This is a genomic window from Segatella sinensis (assembly GCF_040095255.1).
GTDB lineage: Bacteria > Bacteroidota > Bacteroidia > Bacteroidales > Bacteroidaceae > Prevotella > Prevotella sinensis.
In genome coordinates, this window is sequence record NZ_JBBNGE010000034.1 from 1 (window position 1) to 20,560 (window position 20,560).

14 protein-coding genes and 1 CRISPR repeat array are annotated in these 20,560 nt (G+C 43.5%); of the genes, 5 read left to right on the forward strand and 9 right to left on the reverse strand.

Going from position 1 to position 20,560, the window contains the following annotated elements; genetic code table 11:
* The first annotated feature begins 284 nt into the window (after positions 1-284).
* The 4 genes from AAAT87_RS10095 (at position 285) to AAAT87_RS10110 (ending at position 5,731) form a co-directional block, all read left to right on the forward strand.
* Positions 285-1,481 (forward strand): ROK family transcriptional regulator, encoded by a 1,197-nt coding sequence (locus AAAT87_RS10095; protein WP_296972638.1) that lies wholly within the window; start codon positions 285-287, stop codon positions 1,479-1,481.
* Positions 1,482-1,541: 60 nt separating this feature from the next.
* On the forward strand, positions 1,542-2,333 hold the full coding sequence (nagB, locus tag AAAT87_RS10100; RefSeq protein WP_295024123.1) for a glucosamine-6-phosphate deaminase: 792 nt from the start codon (positions 1,542-1,544) through the stop codon (positions 2,331-2,333).
* A 34-nt stretch (positions 2,334-2,367) separates the two neighbouring features.
* Positions 2,368-4,359 (forward strand): glucosamine-6-phosphate deaminase, encoded by a 1,992-nt coding sequence (locus AAAT87_RS10105; RefSeq protein ID WP_295024121.1) that lies wholly within the window; start codon positions 2,368-2,370, stop codon positions 4,357-4,359.
* 211 nt (positions 4,360-4,570) lie between these two features.
* The gene (locus AAAT87_RS10110; RefSeq protein WP_298531695.1) at positions 4,571-5,731 is read left to right on the forward strand and encodes a dicarboxylate/amino acid:cation symporter; all 1,161 of its coding nucleotides are present in this window, start codon (positions 4,571-4,573) and stop codon (positions 5,729-5,731) included.
* A gap of 62 nt (positions 5,732-5,793) precedes the next feature.
* On the opposite strand, the gene AAAT87_RS10115 is transcribed toward AAAT87_RS10110, so the two are convergent.
* Positions 5,794-6,933 carry a DUF418 domain-containing protein gene (locus AAAT87_RS10115; protein WP_349226336.1) on the reverse strand — a complete coding sequence of 380 codons (1,140 nt, stop codon included), beginning with the start codon at positions 6,931-6,933 and terminating at the stop codon, positions 5,794-5,796.
* 24 nt (positions 6,934-6,957) lie between these two features.
* Positions 6,958-7,575, reverse strand: coding sequence for an HAD family hydrolase (locus tag AAAT87_RS10120; RefSeq protein ID WP_349226337.1), 618 nt, complete (start codon positions 7,573-7,575; stop codon positions 6,958-6,960).
* A 197-nt stretch (positions 7,576-7,772) separates the two neighbouring features.
* Between AAAT87_RS10120 and AAAT87_RS10125 the strand changes: the two genes are divergently transcribed.
* Positions 7,773-8,450 carry an SGNH/GDSL hydrolase family protein gene (locus AAAT87_RS10125; RefSeq protein ID WP_203039722.1) on the forward strand — a complete coding sequence of 226 codons (678 nt, stop codon included), beginning with the start codon at positions 7,773-7,775 and terminating at the stop codon, positions 8,448-8,450.
* Between the two features lie 1,237 nt (positions 8,451-9,687).
* On the opposite strand, the gene AAAT87_RS10135 is transcribed toward AAAT87_RS10125, so the two are convergent.
* The 7 genes from AAAT87_RS10135 to cas5c all read right to left on the reverse strand — a co-directional run bounded on the left by AAAT87_RS10135 (position 9,688) and on the right by cas5c (position 20,555).
* Positions 9,688-9,936 carry a DUF3791 domain-containing protein gene (locus AAAT87_RS10135; RefSeq protein WP_349226338.1) on the reverse strand — a complete coding sequence of 83 codons (249 nt, stop codon included), beginning with the start codon at positions 9,934-9,936 and terminating at the stop codon, positions 9,688-9,690.
* Positions 9,937-10,106: 170 nt separating this feature from the next.
* Positions 10,107-14,961: a CRISPR direct-repeat array (repeat unit 32 nt; unit sequence GTTTCAATCCACACACCCATACAGGGTGTGAC).
* A 173-nt stretch (positions 14,962-15,134) separates the two neighbouring features.
* The gene (gene cas2 / locus AAAT87_RS10140; RefSeq protein ID WP_349226339.1) at positions 15,135-15,425 is read right to left on the reverse strand and encodes a CRISPR-associated endonuclease Cas2; all 291 of its coding nucleotides are present in this window, start codon (positions 15,423-15,425) and stop codon (positions 15,135-15,137) included.
* Between the two features lie 3 nt (positions 15,426-15,428).
* Positions 15,429-16,451, reverse strand: a complete 1,023-nt coding sequence (gene cas1c, locus AAAT87_RS10145) for a type I-C CRISPR-associated endonuclease Cas1c (RefSeq protein ID WP_349226340.1) — start codon at positions 16,449-16,451, stop codon at positions 15,429-15,431.
* Complete coding sequence (gene cas4 / locus AAAT87_RS10150) at positions 16,435-17,106, reverse strand: CRISPR-associated protein Cas4 (protein ID WP_349226341.1); 672 nt, start codon at positions 17,104-17,106, stop codon at positions 16,435-16,437. The genes cas1c and cas4 overlap by 17 nt, the downstream gene beginning before the upstream one ends.
* A gap of 7 nt (positions 17,107-17,113) precedes the next feature.
* A complete protein-coding gene (gene cas7c / locus AAAT87_RS10155) occupies positions 17,114-17,977 on the reverse strand; it encodes a type I-C CRISPR-associated protein Cas7/Csd2 (RefSeq protein WP_089545262.1) in 864 nt (287 codons plus the stop codon).
* Positions 17,978-18,003: 26 nt separating this feature from the next.
* Complete coding sequence (gene cas8c / locus AAAT87_RS10160; RefSeq protein WP_349226342.1) at positions 18,004-19,866, reverse strand: type I-C CRISPR-associated protein Cas8c/Csd1; 1,863 nt, start codon at positions 19,864-19,866, stop codon at positions 18,004-18,006.
* Positions 19,863-20,555: a type I-C CRISPR-associated protein Cas5c gene (gene cas5c / locus AAAT87_RS10165; protein WP_349226343.1), complete on the reverse strand. Its 693-nt coding sequence runs from the start codon at positions 20,553-20,555 to the stop codon at positions 19,863-19,865. The genes cas8c and cas5c overlap by 4 nt, the downstream gene beginning before the upstream one ends.
* Positions 20,556-20,560: the final 5 nt, after the last annotated feature.

Genomic DNA, 20,560 nt, shown 5'->3' on the forward strand with positions numbered 1-20,560 from the left:
TTTACTGAAAGCTGCTACTAACGACTCATAAATCTACCCTTAATCGTGTATTGGATGATAGTTGCGGATTTTAGGTATATATAAAAGGGCGGTAGACACCCTATCTTTTCTTCAAGCTTTTTAAAAAGCTAAAAATCACGGGCTCAAATAGTTAAATCATCCCCTAAAAAAGGGGAAAAACAAAGTTTATTCTAATAATTTAGATTAATTAACTCACAAACATTAAAAAAACGGATTTATTTATTTATCTTTGCAGCGTAAAAACTTAAACAAGAAATATCTGTATGGCAAAAAGCATCATACCTCACACTAAATGGTCTGCCTCTAAGACAGCTCTTTTGAACTTGCTCATAGAACATGGAGGGCAAACTATCGCCGAACTATCCAGTAGTTTGGGGGTAAGTGTGCCATATACTACCAAGACTCTGAACGAGCTCATTGAGGATGGCTTGATTGAGGTAACAGGCAAGAAAGACAATTACTCGAAGAGAGCGCCAAAGATCTACGACCTCATCGCAACATCCGGATATTTCCTCGGCATAGATACAGGAAAGCAAAGTCTCACCTTCGGCATCTGTGATTTTTGTGGAAACATGGTGGCAGAACCTGAACTGATACACTTTGACTACCAGGACACCCCGGAATGCTTCGACCGTTTCATCAACCTCATCAACGAATACATCCAGAGATCAGGCATCGCGAGAAGCCAGATCAAGAAGGCTTGCATGAGTATCGGTGGACGAGTGAATCCGGAGATAGGCTGTGCCTATAATTATTTCACCTGCACGGAAATGCCGCTGGCAGAAGCGCTGACCGAAAGACTCGACCTGCCTTTCTGCATCGACAACGATACCCGCTGCATGACTTACGGCGAATATCTGAAAGGTGTCTGCAAGGGATTGAAAAACATCATCTTCGTAAACGTCAGCTGGGGCATCGGCATCGGTATCATCTTCGACGGCAAGCTCTATCTCGGAAAATCAGGCTTCTCGGGTGAAATCGGACACATGCACATCTATAATAATGACATCATCTGCCATTGTGGAAAAACAGGTTGTATGGAAACGGAAACGTCAGGATCGGCATTGCTGCGCAAGATGAAAGAAGCTCTAGAGAACGGTGGAACATCCGTGCTGTCCGACAAGGTGAAGAACCAGCATCAGGAACTCACCCTGCAGGATATCCTCGATGCCATCAAAAAAGAGGATGTGCTCAGCATCGAGACCCTGCAGAAGGTGGCGGTGGAACTGGGAACCAATCTCGCCGGCATCATCAACATCTTCAATCCGGAGATGCTGGTCATCGGAGGAGACCTCTCGGTGACAGGTGCTTATCTTACCCAACCTATCTGCATGGGCATCAAAAAGTTCTCGCTCAATATGGTGAACGAGGATTCGCAGGTTGCCGCCTCTACCCTGAAAGAGCATGCAGGACTGATTGGAGCCTGCCTTATGGCAAGAAGCAAGTACTTGAACAATTAATAGATTAAGAATACATTATTAATATATAAGAATACATTAACTAATAAACATATATCAACTATGCGTGTAATTATCGAAAAGAATTACGATGAGTTGGCTCGCTGGGCAGCTCGTCACGTTGTGGAGACCATCAAAGCTTTCCACCCAACAGCAGAGAAACCATTCGTATTGGGTTTGCCAACAGGTTCATCACCTATTGGTATGTATGCAGAAATCGTAAAGGCTGTCAAGGCTGGTGAGGTTTCTTTCAAGCATGTACTCACTTTCAACATGGACGAATACGTAGGTTTGCCAGAGGCTCATCCAGAGAGCTATCATTCATTCATGGCTCGCAACCTCTTCGACCACATCGATTGCCCTAAGGAGAACATCCACATTCTCAATGGTAACGCTGAGGATCTCGAAGCTGAGTGCGCTCACTACGAGGAGATGATTGCAGAAGCAGGTGGTATCGACCTCTTCATCGGTGGTATCGGCCCTGATGGTCACATTGCTTTCAATGAGCCATTCTCTTCTCTCAACTCCCGTACTCGCGTGAAGACTTTGACTACTGATACCCGCATCGCTAACTCCCGTTTCTTCGGTGGCGATATGAACGCAGTACCAGCTACAGCCCTCACAGTAGGTGTTGGTACCGTTATGGCAGCTAGAGAGGTGATGATTCTCTGCAATGGTCACAGCAAGGCTCGTGCCCTCCAGGCAGCTATCGAAGGTCCTGTTACTCAGGCTTGGACTATCAGTGCACTGCAGACTCACCAGCATGGCATCATCGTTTGCGATGAGAGCGCTACTGACGAGTTGAAGGTAAGCACCTACAAGTACTTCAAGGACATCGAAAAAGACAACTTGTAAAAAAACAAAGTAATAACTATAAAGACAAGAAACTATGAGACTAAATCTTAGTTCAGAAATTGTACTCAATAAGGTACCATTGGCATACTACAAACCAAAGACTACAGTAGAGTACTCAGAGATCTCCAGAATGGAGAAAATTCATACCGACATCTTCGCCTCTTCCATGGAGGGTGCAGCTCACGTAGCTGACCAAGTAGAGAAGGAAATCAAGGCAGCTCAGCACGAGGGCAGATATTACGTGATGGCATTGGGCACAGGCTTGTCGCTCACACCTATCTACAAGGAATTGCAGAGAAGATGCGAGGCTAAGCAGCTCAGTTTCAGAAACGTGGTAGTATTCAATGCTTACGAGTACTATCCAGTACAGAAGGAAAGTTCTCTGAAGAGCATCAACCAGTTGAAGGAGCGCTTCCTCGACCATGTTGACATCGATCCACAGAACATCTTCACATTGGATGGCAGTGTGGCACAGGACGCAGTGCAGGATACCTGTCACCTCTACGAGAAGCGCATCAAGACCTTCGGCGGTCTCGACATCGCTCTCCTCGGTATCGGAAGAATGGGTAATATCGCTGCCAACGAGCCAGGCTCCGGCATCCAGTCTATCACCCGTCTGATCCTCATCGGCAATACTTCCCGCGAGGAAATGGAGAACAGCTTCGGCACCAACGAGCAGGTTCCTCCTTGCTCTCTCACCATGGGTATCGCTACCCTGCTCTCTGCCAAGAGTGTTTACCTCACAGCATGGGGCGACGAGAAGGCTGAAATCATGCAGAAGGTAATAGAAGGAAATATCACTGACACATTGCCAGCTAGCTTCCTCCAGACTCATCCTAATGCAAACGTAATTCTTGACCTGAGCGCTGCTTCTCACCTGACACGTATCAAGCATCCTTGGCTCGTAACAAACTGCGAGTGGACAGACAAGCTGGTACGCAGTGCATTGGTATGGCTCTGCCAGAAGTTGCACAAGCCTATCCTGAAGTTGACCAACAAGGACTACAACGAGAACGGTCTGAGTGAGCTTCTGGCTCTCTATGGCTCAGCATACAATGCAAACATCAAGATTTTCAACGACTTGCAGCATACTATCACAGGCTGGCCAGGCGGTAAGCCAAACGCTGACGATACCTATCGTCCAGAGCGTGCGAAACCATTCCCTAAGAGAGTGATCGTATTCTCTCCACACCCAGACGATGACGTGATCTCTATGGGTGGTACTATCCGCCGATTGGTACAGCAGAAGCACGAGGTACATGTAGCTTACGAGACATCCGGTAATATCGCAGTAGGCGACGAGGAGGTTACAAGATTCATGCACTTCATCAATGGTTTCAACCAGATCTTCGCAGACTCCAAGGATAGCGTGATCTCTAAGAAATACCAGGAAATCAAGGAGTTCTTCGCACACAAGAAGGAGAGCGATTTCGATACCCGTGACATTCTGACCATCAAGGGCCTGATTCGTCGTGGCGAGGCTCGTACAGCTTGTACATTCAACGAGATTCCTCTGAACCGCGTTCACTTCCTTGACTTGCCATTCTATGAGAGCGGCAAGATTGAGAAGTTGCCTATGACAGAGAAGGACGTTGAGATCGTTAGAGCATTGCTCCAGGAGGTGAAGCCTCATCAGATTTATGTTGCTGGTGACTTGGCTGACCCACACGGAACTCACAAGAAGTGTACCGACGCTGTTCTCGCAGCCATCGACGAGGAGAAGAAGGCAGGCGCAGAGTGGTTGAAGGACTGCCGCATCTGGATGTACCGTGGCGCTTGGGCAGAATGGGAGATTGAGAACATCGAGATGTGTGTTCCATTGAGCCCTGAGGAGTTGAGAGCAAAGCGTAACTCTATCCTCAAGCACCAGTCACAGATGGAGAGTGCTCCATTCTTGGGTAACGACGAGCGCCTCTTCTGGCAGCGTGCAGAAGACCGCAACCGTGGCACCGCCCAGCTCTATGATGAGTTAGGTCTGGCTTGCTACGAGGCTATGGAAGCATTTGTGGAGTACATTCCACTCTAAGCCTTCCATCGCATACTCAAGTTGATATATAATAATATAGATCTTCATTCATACTCTAACCTATATCAACTATTCATTTGACAAAACTAATTGTACGAGAATAATTAGTTTGTGCCCTTCTGCCGAAAGACAGGAGGGCATTTTTTATATAAAAATTTGGGATTTCGTAAGAAATATCGTACCTTTGCAAGCAAAAAGCAAAACAAACGATATGAAAAGAATCAAAATGCCACTCTTGGCAAGAATCATCCTTGCCATTCTGCTGGGCGTAATCTTCGGCAATTTCTTCAATGAAGCAGCCGTCAGAGCGTTCCTCACCTTCAACGGAATCTTCAGCCAGTTTCTTGGCTTTATGATACCGCTCATCATCATCGGTCTCGTAACACCTGCCATTGCCGACATCGGTCATGGAGCCGGAAAACTTCTTCTTGCCACCGTAGGCATCGCCTTTGCCGACACCATTCTGGCAGGTCTGCTAGCCTATGGCACAGGATCTACTCTCTTCCCTCACATGATTGCCAACTCGGCTCATGTGGCAGTAGATAAAGTGGAAGAACTCAAACCGTTCTTCGAAATCAAGATACCTGCCATGGTAGATGTGATGAGTGCCCTCGTATTCTCCTTCATTGCCGGACTGGGCATTGCCCACAAAGGCAGCCGCACGATGCAGAAGATTTTTCAGGAATTCAAGGAAATCGTTTCCGGTGTCATCGCCAAAGTCATCATTCCCCTCCTGCCCCTTTACATCTTCGGCATTTTCCTGGGTATGACTTTCTCGGGTGAAGCCTACCATATCCTGCTGGTCTTCGCACAGATTATCCTCGTGATACTCGTACTCCATATTGTGATCTTACTTTATGAGTATCTGCTGGCAGGCGGCTTGTCCCACAAGAATCCTTTTAAGCTGCTGCTCAATATGCTGCCAGCCTACTTCACGGCTCTCGGCACCTCTTCTTCGGCAGCCACCATTCCGGTAACACTGAAGCAGACTCTGAAAAACGGGGTTACCGACGGCATTGCCGGCTTCACCATTCCGCTCTGTGCCACCATCCATCTCTCGGGTTCTATGATGAAGATTACCTGCTGTGCGCTTACCATCTGTCTTATCAATGGTTTGCCTTGCAATCTGCCTCTCTTCCTCAACTTCATCTTCGTGCTCGCCATCTGTATGGTGGCAGCTCCGGGTGTACCGGGAGGAGCCGTGATGGCAGCGCTCGGTCCGCTCGCCTCCGTATTGGATTTCAATGCCGATATGCAAGCACTCATGATAGCCCTTTATATTGCAATGGACAGTTTCGGCACCGCCTGCAATGTAACAGGTGATGGCGCCATCGCCGTTGTCGTGGATAAGATATTCAGAAAGGATCAATAAGAGATAAAAAAGGTGTGTCATGGAATTATGACACACCTTTTTTATTTCAAAATCTTAAAGTTTTAGAACTTAATCCAGGTCAGCTTCTTCCATATTCCCTCGAAAGGACCATGGGAATGGTACTTGAGCCAGAGGTTGGAGAAGAGGCATTGTACTACCACCATGGCAATACCCACAAAGAAGGCATAGGTGATGCCGAGCTTCGTCTGGAGATTGAAGCCATAATAAGCAAACAGTCCACAACCGATGATAGACTGGAGAAAGTAGTTGGTCAAACTCATCTTACCAAACTGGCGCAGGAACGACAATCCCTTTCTAAACCATTCCTTTCCGTACCATAACAATACGAATCCTGATACTACAAACGAGAGGATGAAGAAGTTGTAGATAGGATAAAGCCAATTGTTCCATGTTTCCATGTGGCGCACATCAGCGATGCCTCCCACAATCAATACCAGGATGGAAACCACCAGCACCTTCTTCCACAAAGCCAGGTTGTTGTTCTCATTGTAGAACCAACGCTTTCTACCCACCAGCATTCCGAGTATGAAGAGGCAGATAGTCTGCGTATGTCTTCCCTTCATCATGCACCAGTAATAGGTAGCCACCTGTCCGTATCGCAGGTTGCCATAGGCATTCTCCAGGAAACTGCCGTGCTGATGACCATGATACATATTTCCATACACCTCTCTCAACGACGACGCATCTACCTGCCATCCCGAAATGAGGGAATAGATTTCTATCGGTTGGATAAAGAGGAAGGCAACCACCCACCAGAGCCATTTGGTAGGAAGATAACTCAATGGGATGAGAACCAGTCCATAGATGGCATAGGAGAAGAGGATGTCGCCATCGAAGAAGGCGGTGTTCACGATACCGAGCATTGCCAGGAGGAACATTCGCCAGGCGAATCTACCCGAAAAGCAATTTCCCCGCTGCTGCTGGTTATCGTTCATGATGAAGAAGCTCAATCCGAAGAGCAGGGCAAAGATGCCATACATCTTTCCCGACAGCAGCAATGCCAGCACATCTGCCATCCAATCATCACACCCCAGCGTATAAGCATGCGCTATGCTTCCATCGTACATATTGAAATGCTCCACGGAGTGATAGAGAATAATACCTGCCACGGCCAATCCTCGCAAGGCATCAGCCACATCAATACGGCTGTTTTTCAATCCTAATGTCTTGTAAAAATTCATTTTGATATTGTATGTTAGTTATTATTAGCGTACAAAGGTAAGTGCAAGCCAGTCATCGAACTTCACATTCTGGAAGGTATGGATGCCCAGCTTCTCGGCAGCCTCACAGTTTTCCTTCAGGTCATCGATGAAGAGGGTTTCGTCGGGATGGATGTTCGCCTGCCTGATTACCTCCTCATAGATGCGGGCATTAGGCTTTGCCAGATGCATTCTCTGAGAGAGGAAGCACTGCTCGAAATAATCCTCTACCCCATAGTTCTGATAAGGGAAGAGATGCTCCACGCAATAATCCCAATGCACATCAATGGTATTACTCAGGAGGAAGAGGCGATAGCCAGCCTTCTTCAACTGAAGGAGTCGCTCCTTTTTCTCATCAGGAATCTCCACCAGCATCTTGTTGGCAGCAGCGATGATCTCTTCATTCACCACATCAGCTCCAGTCAACTTACGGGCTGCTTCACAGAATTCTTCGGTGGTGATCATTCCCACACCCAGCTTGCTCATCAGCTTCATCCCCTCACTCTGAGGATTTGAATCAACTAATTCCCCCATTCCTATCGCCTTGAAAGCCCCGATGCATCCTTCCGGATTGAGCTTCACCAAGACATTGCCTAAATCAAATATGATATTCTTGTATTGCATAATCTATATCTTATTTTGAATCACACTTTTAATCTTTAATCAGATACTTACTGCAAAAGTACTGTAAATTTGGGAGAGAACAAATGTTTTTGGGAAGGAATGCCGGGAATATAACATTTATTAGTAAAAGAGAATCTCCTTCCCTTATCCGTATGTAAACAATATTCTTAAGAAAGAAAATCAGGCAAAAAAACGTCATGAAAAGATTATCAGTTATCGTCTGCCTCTTTATGTTCGCCCTGATGCCTCTGCTGGCACAGGTGAAGCAGACCGTTGCCGTGCTCGGCGACTCGTATTCAACTTTCGAGGGTTTCATCCCAAAGGGATATGCCACCTGGTACACCACGGCGGTTCAAAAAGCAACCGATGTCAACAAGGTGGAGCAAACCTGGTGGTGGCAGGTTATCAAGGAAGGTGGTTACAAGATGGGCAACATCAATTCCTATTCCGGTTCCACCATCTGCAACACCGGCTATCGCGATGAAGATTACAGCGACCGTTCATTCATCAACCGCACTACCCTGCTGGGCAATCCGGACATCATCTTGATTTGCGGCGGAACGAACGACAGTTGGGCGAATGTCCCTATCGGCAATTACCAGTACAGCAACTGGAAGCGTGCCGACCTCTACTGTTTCCGTCCTGCCCTGGCGAAGTTGCTTTCCGATCTCCGTCAGCGCCATCCGAATGTAGATATCTACTTCATTCTAAATTCTGAGCTGAAGGATGAGATCAATGAGTCAGTAAAAAAGATCTGCAAGACCTATCAGGTTCCGGTCATCGCCCTTCATGACATAGACAAGAAGAACGGCCACCCAACTATCAAGGGAATGCGAAGCCTTGCCGACCAGGTTCTGAAGGTGATAAAGAAATAAAATTACCGCAACATAACTTTCCAAAGAATGGATATAAATTGTTCCGTCTTTGAATCCGCCGTAATAGCAAGCCACTTTCAAAAACACTCTTCACTCTTCACAGAAAGGGCATAAATGCCTATAGATTAAAAACTTACAAGGGTGAAGAGTTTACGCCACTCTTCACCACTCTTCACGCGGAGCCGCTTACGGAAAAACGGTGAAATCTGTGGGACATAAAAAAATGGTTTCAGCCCCCCCCGACCAAACAGGGCGAGCTTCCGTTTCAATTCCGTGCGTAATCCGAAGGTGAAGGGGTGAAGAGGGGTGAAGAGTGGTGAAGAGTAGTGCGTAACTCTTCACCTTTCGCACCCCCAGTGTTTATCGGGGTTTCAGCCGATTTAGTGAAGAGTGAAGAGTAAAAAAGCGAGTGGTTGTTTTACCAGCTCCCGACGTATCGTTTTGTGCCTGGCAATGGCAGGTTATTGCCCTGGTAAGGGGCAATGTTGTGCCATAGTGAGGCAATAAGCGCTACAAGCCGCTTTACGCATCGTCAGTACTATCATGGCGACCTCTCAGTAACGTCTTTGCGCCTTGTAAGTACTATCGCTGTTGCTTGTAAGTACTATCGCTGCTACTTGTAAGTACTATCATTGTAGCATCGGTTTTACGTAAAAAGTCTTCGGAGTAACCTTTACTTGTTGCCGGAAGAATTAATATTATAAGCCGGAGAAGCCTATATCTTCAGCCGCACAACAGCTGTTGTGCGCTTGCATAACAGCTGATATGCGCTCGCCCAACACCTGTTGTGCAAGCGGAAATCAGCTGGTGGGCGATGAGTTGTTGGATGACACCATACCCACTTTCAATCTTGAATTATGAAGCATTTGCCTTGATCGTACTAAACAATCAAGGTGCTACAGTACAAAGAATCTTCCTCCTCTAATGATCCATTGTTTTGCTATTGCTTATTCCTCAGCTCTTCTATCAAATCATTTACAATATATGTATCACTCATTAGATGCAAGCCAAGTTCTTTGTCATGTAACATACGGCAAACATCAGAGTCATAGAATATCTGTAATGCTCTGTCGGTTGATATATGTAACGTATCAGCTAGTTGCTTTATGACACGAGCGATTTTATTCCATAATAAGAAATCCAACATAATTATATCCTTTCATATGATTTGAATTGCAAATACTTATCAACTATCTCTTGGCTTAAAATGAACCTTGATATAATATTTGCTTTTCCATTATTCTTTTCTTTCCCAATTTTTAAGAGCTTCGACCACATCACTTGCCACAGCTTCCCGGCTCTCGGTATGTAGAGTGTCATAGCAATCTTGAATGAGACTCTTGATTAGTCCCACCTTATCCAATCGCTTTCTCATTTCAGACGGCGATATACCCATTTTTTGTGCCGAAGCCTCGATAGCCAACACCGTAAAGGCGAGGCGGTCAAACTCTGGGGCACTTTTCTGTAATAGTTCTCTATCTTCCATTCTTTACAAAATATTGTATTTAAATGCAAATTTAAAGATTTTCTCTGATATTCCACTTAATTTCGGAATTAAATAAAGAAAAATAGCCCGATTTTGCCAATTTCTTTGTTGATAATGGATGAAAAATCATCAGCTACGGAATTGGCAAACAATTAAATTATTAAAGTTATGTTTCAATCCACACACCCACGAAGGGTGTGACGGCAAGAATCAACTGTCGAGCAACAAACATCAAGTTTCAATCCACACACCCACGAAGGGTGTGACACAGATAGAATATTGCCGTCACTACCATGACAGTGTTTCAATCCACACACCCATACAGGGTGTGACTCATAAGGGTAGTAAGACTACAGCGGTTTGGAAGTTTCAATCCACACACCCATACAGGGTGTGACGAATGGTTCAACTTATAATAATCTCCAAGTTATGTTTCAATCCACACACCCATACAGGGTGTGACAGAACAGCCGCTATTATGGCGAGCAGTTACTATAAGTTTCAATCCACACACCCATACAGGGTGTGACGGACAAAAATGCACAAGCTCAAAGAGACTGGCAAGTTTCAATCCACACACCCATACAGGGTGTGACTGACGTTGCTAATGTTATTCTACCTACATATGGGTTTCAATCCACACACCCATACAGGGTGTGACAAGATTTATTTATAGATTTTTTATGAAATGGTTAGTTTCAATCCACACACCCATACAGGGTGTGACATTAAGTCCCTTATGGGTATCTTCAAACTGCTGATGTTTCAATCCACACACCCATACAGGGTGTGACACTATTCAGATTGCCATATTAACGAAATTTATAAGTTTCAATCCACACACCCATACAGGGTGTGACTATCAATACGTTTATCATCAGAATCAACCAAATCAGTTTCAATCCACACACCCATACAGGGTGTGACGCCATTTTGCAATTTCTTACATTACATTTCACGTGTTTCAATCCACACACCCATACAGGGTGTGACTGCCGCAGCTTTTAAAGCCTTACCTAATTCCCAAAGTTTCAATCCACACACCCATACAGGGTGTGACTCTTTGCGGATAAAGATAATGACAGAAGCGTTGAAGTTTCAATCCACACACCCATACAGGGTGTGACTCTGATTGTCTTGATAAGTAACATTTCTATTAACAGTTTCAATCCACACACCCATACAGGGTGTGACGCATTTCACTCCAATTTCTTGGGAGAGATTTCTGAGTTTCAATCCACACACCCATACAGGGTGTGACAGTAGCTTTCATTTCTATCTCCCATTCTTCTATGTTTCAATCCACACACCCATACAGGGTGTGACGTCGTCGATATAGCTGTATGCGCTTACCTGGTCGTGTTTCAATCCACACACCCATACAGGGTGTGACTGTAGGTTTGGCGCTGGTCATTCATTGTTTTCCTGTTTCAATCCACACACCCATACAGGGTGTGACGCCGCAAAGATACTTTTATTCAGGCGTGCAAAAAGTTTCAATCCACACACCCATACAGGGTGTGACCTGGTCTCTGTGTACCTCATACCTTTGAGGAACAGTTTCAATCCACACCCCCATACAGGGTGTGACCAATAAACTACCGCCATCTCCATTTAAGGAGCAAGTTTCAATCCACACACCCATACAGGGTGTGACATGAGTTGACGGTAGCGATTGATGTATTATCGCTTGTTTCAATCCACACACCCATACAGGGTGTGACTATTAACTAATGTCCTAGGTAGGCCACAAATGCAGTTTCAATCCACACACCCATACAGGGTGTGACAAATCAACGGCTTGTTAAGCATAAGGCTTTTGTTGTTTCAATCCACACACCCATACAGGGTGTGACGGTTAGTGGTGAGCCTTTAATTTAGTTTGCTTATGTTTCAATCCACACACCCATACAGGGTGTGACGTAGTTGGTCCATATTCGCCATTAATGAAGATTCGGTTTCAATCCACACACCCATACAGGGTGTGACCGGAGACACTGCACCAGCAATTCCACTTAAAGTTGTTTCAATCCACACACCCATACAGGGTGTGACTACGTCAGCCCGATTATCTATCTTGATTCGGTCGTGTTTCAATCCACACACCCATACAGGGTGTGACAAATTGTGCTCATCCTCCATCAAAGTATTCTGATTGTTTCAATCCACACACCCATACAGGGTGTGACATAATGACCGTTTAAATGCTTGGTGTGTTGATTCTGTTTCAATCCACACACCCATACAGGGTGTGACATCAGATACGCCGGAAAAGAACACCAGTGAGGCGAGTTTCAATCCACACACCCATACAGGGTGTGACCGTAATAGTTTATCTAATCGTTTAGCACTTGAAGTTTCAATCCACACACCCATACAGGGTGTGACAGAGAGTGGATGAAGCCGTAGGCTTCAAGTTTGAGTTTCAATCCACACACCCATACAGGGTGTGACTTCTTTCTTCCCTTGCCCATTGTCGGTATGTTTTTGTTTCAATCCACACACCCATACAGGGTGTGACTATCTTAAGGCTATTACCGACCATTCGTTTGAGGGTTTCAATCCACACACCCATACAGGGTGTGACTATAATTGGATGATGATACAATATAAGCTAGCTGAGTTTCAATCCACACACCCATACAGGGTGTGACATTAGGACGAACACCGAAATGGGCTTCAATCTGAGTTTCAATCCACACACCCATACAGGGTGTGACTACGTCAGCCCGATAGCCCGTCTTGCTTCGGGCTTGTTTCAATCCACACACCCATACAGGGTGTGACAGACGAGCGGATTCAGAAACACGGAGAGCATTAGTTTCAATCCACACACCCATACAGGGTGTGACCACGGACACGAGCCAAAATAGACTCAGCCTGATGTTTCAATCCACACACCCATACAGGGTGTGACTTCTCCTGGGAATCCTTGAACTTCTTCTCATCAGTTTCAATCCACACACCCATACAGGGTGTGACCATAACATTTGCTAAACCAACACGTTTTTCAACAGGTTTCAATCCACACACCCATACAGGGTGTGACATTAATATCAAATACAGCTGAATAGCCACCTAAGTTTCAATCCACACACCCATACAGGGTGTGACAGAAGTGCCAACAACATAATTCGAAATATATCCTGTTTCAATCCACACACCCATACAGGGTGTGACTAACAAATCACCTTCTAATTGTTTAGCACGTATAGTTTCAATCCACACACCCATACAGGGTGTGACTTTCCTAACTGTTGATTATCAACTTTATTAGAAAGTTTCAATCCACACACCCATACAGGGTGTGACATCCTATCCCCGAGCTTGATAGTATTGGTATGCAGGTTTCAATCCACACACCCATACAGGGTGTGACAATGATAATATCCTTAAAGGAGATATCCACGATATGTTTCAATCCACACACCCATACAGGGTGTGACGCAATTCTGAATCTCCTTATAACGCTGCAGAGCAGTTTCAATCCACACACCCATACAGGGTGTGACCTATTTAGGCATACTTGCCAATATCTCTTTCGTGTTTCAATCCACACACCCATACAGGGTGTGACTTGCAGCGCCAGCAGCAGGAAATAGCACAGATGCAGTTTCAATCCACACACCCATACAGGGTGTGACTTACCTACTCCACCCTTGTGATTCACGAAGGCGAGTTTCAATCCACACACCCATACAGGGTGTGACCAAAGATACTATTACAGAGACTCGGACGACAATTGTTTCAATCCACACACCCATACAGGGTGTGACGTTCATAACGATGTTCATACACTTCTTAATATTAAGTTTCAATCCACACACCCATACAGGGTGTGACGCAGACATTATCAAAGATTCTGCATCCCAAGAGTTTCAATCCACACACCCATACAGGGTGTGACTATTGTTACCATCCTTATTAAATATATAAGCGTATGTTTCAATCCACACACCCATACAGGGTGTGACTTGAGACTACAGACATTCTGTTTCCGTTGTCGTGTTTCAATCCACACACCCATACAGGGTGTGACCACCAGCAGCAGCGGTACTGCCAGATATACCAAGGTTTCAATCCACACACCCATACAGGGTGTGACTAGCTATTGCAAGCTATTGCTAGCTATATGCGAGTTTCAATCCACACACCCATACAGGGTGTGACCTACTTTGAGTCCACGATAAGTGTTATTGCTAAGTTTCAATCCACACACCCATACAGGGTGTGACGCTAATATCGGCGCAGTCATCCTTAGCCGTCAGGTTTCAATCCACACACCCATACAGGGTGTGACCTTTCAGACTCTCGCAAGGCTTGGGGGCTTAGTAATGTTTCAATCCACACACCCATACAGGGTGTGACTCGTGGAGACTTCCGAGGCTCGCCCGTTCAACCTGTTTCAATCCACACACCCATACAGGGTGTGACCCTCACCCGCTCGCAACATCGCCAAGGGTGAGGGTTTCAATCCACACACCCATACAGGGTGTGACTTGCCTCGGCAGTCATCCCCGTGAGCGCCAAAATGTTTCAATCCACACACCCATACAGGGTGTGACCGACCGCCATTTGCTTTAGCAAATGAGCGTAAAGTTTCAATCCACACACCCATACAGGGTGTGACATAGTAACCTCAGAGTGTTTCAAATCAATAGAACGTTTCAATCCACACACCCATACAGGGTGTGACTTTCCACCCTCTTGCGTAACTCTTTCGTCAAAAATGTTTCAATCCACACACCCATACAGGGTGTGACTAATCTTTCCGATATTTGAAAAGTCTCTTTCTTGTTTCAATCCACACACCCATACAGGGTGTGACTCAGCTTGAGCAGATTAATTTTTCCACTGGTAAGTTTCAATCCACACACCCATACAGGGTGTGACTCACGTACACGAGCCAAAATTGATTCAGCTTGATGTTTCAATCCACACACCCATACAGGGTGTGACTTGCGCTGCCTTTCCCTCTTGTTTAATATAGGTTGTTTCAATCCACACACCCATACAGGGTGTGACCGCATATTCAGCAAAAGGCTGAATATCACGATGCAAAGATAGATATTTTGCGAAAAACAACAAAATAATTACCCATAAAATAATATAAAAGCTGATAAAACACACAACTTCTTGATTTACAAGAAGTGCGAATCTACCGGATTTATTTGCAATACAATAGGTTCGCACCCTTATTAAATAATAAGCTCACCAGTAAAGTCGACTCCCATATCCTTACCCAATGTTTCAACTTTACGTTTCCAATTTTTCCCAAGAATATAGAACCTAATACTATCTTGTTCGGTATCAATAATCCCTTTCAACTGGTCCCTCAATACGAAAAACTGAGATTCCGTCAAAATACACTCAAAAACAGAGTTTTGAACTCTCTTTCCGTAATTCAAACACGCCCTTGCTACATTACGTAAACGTTTCGCACCATGAGCCAAGGTAATGTTTACATCATAAGTAATCAATACAAACATACACTACTTGATTAAAAACACTGGATAATCATCAATATCCTTACGAATGAATCTCGCCAACAACATTGCTTGAACATAAGGAAGAAGACCTATACTTACCTTTTCATTTAAATAAGGATGAATAATCTGCTCCTTCTTTCTGTTTTGCCAAGCAGACAATATAATCTTACGCCCCGAGTCTGTCATGACGATACCTTCGTCACCCTGCTTGATGAAATCTTTGATGGTAATCTGTTTTCTGTTGATTAAAGATAGAACCAATCTATCACCCAAATATGCTCGCAACTCCTCCATCATATCCAAAGATAAAGATGCACGCCCTGGTCTTAAAGTATGCATAAACCCTACGTATGGGTCTAAGCCAACAGTCTCCAAAGCCGATGTCATATCATTACATATAAGAGTATATACGAAAGATAACATCGCATTAATCGCATCTTTTGGTGGACGACGATTGCGACCTTCAAATACAAAATCTTCTTTCTGATTTAGAAGAAGGCGTGAGAATACACCAAAATAAGCAGTGGCAGCTTCTCCTTCTATTCCTCTCACACTATCTATAGATTCAGCATTCAAAACTCTTCTTTTACACCGAAGCAGTTCCTCGCAAACACGTTCTATAGCCTCATCATCTCCATTGTCTCTAATAAAGCGACGCAGGATATTACGACAGTTTTGGATTTTTCCTCCTATGAAAAGTTTACTGAGATGAAGAGCATAGTTAGGTTCATCAGAATTCTTATATTGTGCTTTTCTCAGCAAAACGTTTCCCCTAGTCGGACCTTGCGAACGGCTGATATATCTTCCTTGTGGTGAAAGAAAGGTTAGAGAAACATTGTTATCTGCACACAGTTTCATCAATCCTGGACTAGCCCCCATATAACCAAAAGTAATAATTTGCTCTATATTATGGATAGGAATACGGAATATCTCGTTTTGCTTCACAGATACCACAACATTTAACCCATCTTTACTTAGATAGGCTTCAGGTGTGGTCACGTATAATGTATTAAGTAATATCCTCATATAGATTCTTGTTTAAATAGGTTGATACTAGAGTACAATCACTCATTTCTGGCATACAGAGATTTACCAGAGAACAATTCTTGCAATGGTGCTGTTTGTTAGCTTTTGGCAAGATACCGCTTTTAAATACCTCATGCATCTGACGGGCACATTGAATAGTCGTATTTCTTAATGACTCAGAAATAGAAATTGTTTCTCTATGTTTTACTTCATCATAATACAATGCACCGTATGGAATATGAATGCCATACATTTCTTCGAGACACATTGCCTGGGCAGCCAATTGTACTTCATCTCTTTCATCAGGTTTATGATGACCTCTTTTATACTCCACAGGGTATGGTTTCCAATATCCTTTGTAGCGATTATGGGTTATAGCATCTTCTGATGAATCAGCAGGAATAAGTTCTACAGCATCAGTTACACCATATAGTCCTAATTCTTTAGAGGCTATATGGAGGGAACGAAGCGTGATAACATCACCATTCTTCTGACGATAGAAGGGATTATCTACATTCTTGTGTAGAATCAGCCCTTCTGTCGTCAGTTTATTTTCTGCCCATTGTTGCTCGATATGAATCAAAGCCCATTGTCGAGGGCAGAACATAAAGTGCTGTATCCCCGACAACATGAGCATTTCGTCTTCAGTATACATGATGATACTAAATCAATTCTTCAACTGTTACACCGCTAGGTACAGAGTCCATATCTATTGTAACCTTATAATCGTTAAACGATCTTGGTACCGCATCCGGATTCGTATCAGGATTTCTCTCAATCTTCACCAAATCAAACAATTTATTTGCTGGTGCATTACCCAAAATAGAATCATGTTTGAATACGATTAATTTCTGAGCACTCATCAAACCCCTTGCTGCAGAACGGTCAACATCAAACATGTTCTTCAATGCATCAAAGAATAGTTGAAGATCTTCCTCTGAAAAACCAGTTTGCTTTGCAAGATTAGCAGAGATAAAACCATGACAAACATAGAGACCATAAGGGACTGTTGCTTTGCGCCCCATAGTTCTGTTGTCGCCTTTCTGCTTTTCTGCTTCATTTTCTGTAGCGACCGCCATTCGAGTAATAGAATGTTCAGCAGTTGCAATTGAATCTACAGAGCGAGCAAAAGTAAGCTGAATAGGACCTCTTACCTGTCCTGCATTCTTTCCTGTAGACATTACTGCACCAAAAGTACGAATATCATAATAGTTTTTGCACATAAACAAACGAGCAGCAGCTGTTTTGTCTTTTGCGCTCTTGACTTCTGAGTCATCATGTGCCTTATCTATCTCATTGTTGAGAACGGCCTTCTCCTTGATAAAAATATCATACCCATCAGCCAGACTTTTTGCTACCTGCACATAGTTGCGCACCTTACGCTTCAAGCACACATCAGTAACTAAGCCCATACCTGTCTCTGCATCCACACGAGGAAGATTACCTGCATCTGGGTCTCCATTAGGATTACCATCCTGAACATCAAAAATGTACACGAAATCAATTTTATTTTTTAATTCAGCCATAATATATTTTTTTTAACGTTAATATTTTAATCTTTATTCTCTTCCTCTTTCTTCGTAAAGAACTCTTGTCTCTGATGGTAGTATCCTATAAAGAATCTACCCTGATCTTGAAGATCAAGATGTGCAGGGAAGCCCGATGCAGGAATCTTATCAATAATCTCCTGCTTCATCTTCTCAAAGAAGATTTTCTTACCTTCATTCGTCAACTTCTCCATGTGATGTGAAGAAAGATTGAGAATTGTTGCAAACACAGAAGCTGGTGTTGCACTGGCAGCATTCATATATCTTTCACGTATGCTGCTAATTCCATTTGCATCTTCTTGAATCTTATCAAGAACTGCAAAAAGACGACCACATAAGTAGCCTTGATTAGTGTTACTTTTGTCCAACATAATTTCTATTTTTTTATTATTACTATTTGTTCTATTGAGATATGCCTTGATGATTGCCATACGAGCTATACGAATTGCATCTTTGCTGCCAGACTCAACTCTTATTCTGCGAATGCATGCAGAAAATAAAGTGAATGGATATGGCGTTCCTTGGAAGATACTTTTAACAATTGATTCTGTGAGATTTGGAGTGATATTATTTCTCCATTTCCCATCATTACTATGGCGTGTTACAGCAGACAACATACTATCAATTGCCATATAAGGTTTTCCATCTTTGCGAGTATCTTTGATTTCCATATCTTTAAAATGACACAGTATCTTTCCAGCAAATTCTTTCAGAGAACATTCAGACCAATATACAACGGCTATTCTTGCCGAATTTGGAGCCAAACCAAGAATATAGAAACGGTCTTCTAATGATGTTTTCAAACTTCCAGAATATATAGCCGTAAACACTTTGCGCACTTGCTCTATCTTAGCATTTGGATCATCAACCTCTTCTTCAGTATATCCCAACAGGTCAAAGAGGCTACCTTCAGTCTGTTCTGCAGCCTCGCTGTTAGAGGAAGCCCAAAAGACAAAAGTTCGATTACCTACACTAAACTTATTGTGAGAACCTTTTTGCAGCATAGCGTTAAGAGAAGTGGTATAGGCAAATTCTGCTTTTTTAGATATTGGAGCATTACCACATTTCTTCTTGCCATAGGAATCATAGCCAGAGTTAACCTGGAATGCAACTAATTTTGCAGTTGCCTGACTTCCAGGAATCATTGTTGCGGTTGTCGTATCGACAGTAACATCCCTATTTCCGGTTATTAAACAAATATCTTTTTCACCATTCATCTCCTCAGCTTCATCCAATTGCAAGAGTTCTCTTTTTTCTGCAATAATCTTTAAGTCACCCTCAATTCTAAATGAAAATGTAGAATACTTCTTTGACAAGTTCTTTTTTATATCTTCCCACAAACTATCTTGTTTAATAGAGGACAGAATTTCATCTTTATCTTGCTGGTAGAACTTACAGACTAAAGACAACTCATAACTATCAGGATAGGAGTGGAAAATTGAAATTAATTTGTTTTTAAAAGCATCTAAACAACTTTGCTCTTTAATAGAACGTTTATTCTCTAATTCTTTCAGTTCTTCTTTGGCTTTCTCGTATGCACTTTGAGCAGCTACCGATTGGGCAGCCTGCTTCTCCAACAGGTCAACTTGTTCTTTACATTTATCAACCTCTTTGTCCATATCTGCATACCCTAATACATAAGTACTATTATCATACAAATAATTAGCAACTATTGCACTTGAGCGTCCTACATGCTTCTTTACAAGATATGTTCTTGCCTGACTCTTACCCGTACGGCAATCTTCGAAGCGAACAAACCTTCCCTCTTTAGAAAGGACTATAATGAAACCTATCTCTTTTTCTTCCATACCAGGCATTGGAAGATTACCGCATCTATTATAATAATCATATAATGCTTTTAGTATCATTTTAAAATCTCCTCACTATTAATTGGTGGAACAATAATTACGCCATCTTTCATCTGTGGACGATAGAACATTGGCTGGATGTTCTTCTTATCAGTGAAGTCCATATCATAGAGCATGATTCCTAAATCTTTAGTACCACCTTGCTCTTCAGATATTGGTGGAGTCAATGCCTCATCATCAGAATTAATGAGACGGAAAGAGGCAGAGAACTCACGAGTACCAAGATAAGGCTGATTGAAACATTGTCCCTTGCTTGCTCTACGCTCAAACATCTGATAATACTTCATCGGATTCTCATCTTTACCCGGCTCATGAGAAAACAATTCTCCTTCAGCCTTTCGCTTCGATACTGAACGGAACTCCATCTTTGCCCAAATTCGATAACCTACATCTTTTAAAAGCAAAGTATTTTTCTGCTGACGTTTTTCCTCTATAAAGATGACAGATTTACCAGCTACCGCCCCCACCTCATTTCTTCTTACAGAAGTCCATTTGATAGGTTTCAACACCTCTATCTTGGTTATCTGCCAATGAATGGCAGGCTTCCAAAATATAGCCTCGAATATAGCTCGTGCAGCTGATGGAGTAATCACATCATAGCTTACACGTTCAACTTTCAGTTCGGGTCTTGTGAAACAAGCCATATCGCCCCACACCTCCAAACAATATTCTTTATCAGTATATTCCATACCAT

Bases quoted from the DNA above. Each gene is read 5' to 3' on its own strand.
- AAAT87_RS10135 (WP_349226338.1), bottom strand. From the start codon at position 9,936: ATGGAAGATAGAGAACTATTACAGAAAAGTGCCCCAGAGTTTGACCGC.
- AAAT87_RS10095 (WP_296972638.1), top strand. From the start codon at position 285: ATGGCAAAAAGCATCATACCTCACACTAAATGGTCTGCCTCTAAGACA.
- cas4 (WP_349226341.1), bottom strand. From the start codon at position 17,106: ATGTATACTGAAGACGAAATGCTCATGTTGTCGGGGATACAGCACTTT.
- cas1c (WP_349226340.1), bottom strand. From the start codon at position 16,451: ATGAGGATATTACTTAATACATTATACGTGACCACACCTGAAGCCTAT.
- cas2 (WP_349226339.1), bottom strand. From the start codon at position 15,425: ATGTTTGTATTGATTACTTATGATGTAAACATTACCTTGGCTCATGGT.
- cas7c (WP_089545262.1), bottom strand. From the start codon at position 17,977: ATGGCTGAATTAAAAAATAAAATTGATTTCGTGTACATTTTTGATGTT.
- AAAT87_RS10105 (WP_295024121.1), top strand. From the start codon at position 2,368: ATGAGACTAAATCTTAGTTCAGAAATTGTACTCAATAAGGTACCATTG.
- AAAT87_RS10115 (WP_349226336.1), bottom strand. From the start codon at position 6,933: ATGAATTTTTACAAGACATTAGGATTGAAAAACAGCCGTATTGATGTG.
- cas5c (WP_349226343.1), bottom strand. From the start codon at position 20,555: ATGGAATATACTGATAAAGAATATTGTTTGGAGGTGTGGGGCGATATG.
- AAAT87_RS10110 (WP_298531695.1), top strand. From the start codon at position 4,571: ATGAAAAGAATCAAAATGCCACTCTTGGCAAGAATCATCCTTGCCATT.
- cas8c (WP_349226342.1), bottom strand. From the start codon at position 19,866: ATGATACTAAAAGCATTATATGATTATTATAATAGATGCGGTAATCTT.
- AAAT87_RS10120 (WP_349226337.1), bottom strand. From the start codon at position 7,575: ATGCAATACAAGAATATCATATTTGATTTAGGCAATGTCTTGGTGAAG.
- nagB (WP_295024123.1), top strand. From the start codon at position 1,542: ATGCGTGTAATTATCGAAAAGAATTACGATGAGTTGGCTCGCTGGGCA.
- AAAT87_RS10125 (WP_203039722.1), top strand. From the start codon at position 7,773: ATGAAAAGATTATCAGTTATCGTCTGCCTCTTTATGTTCGCCCTGATG.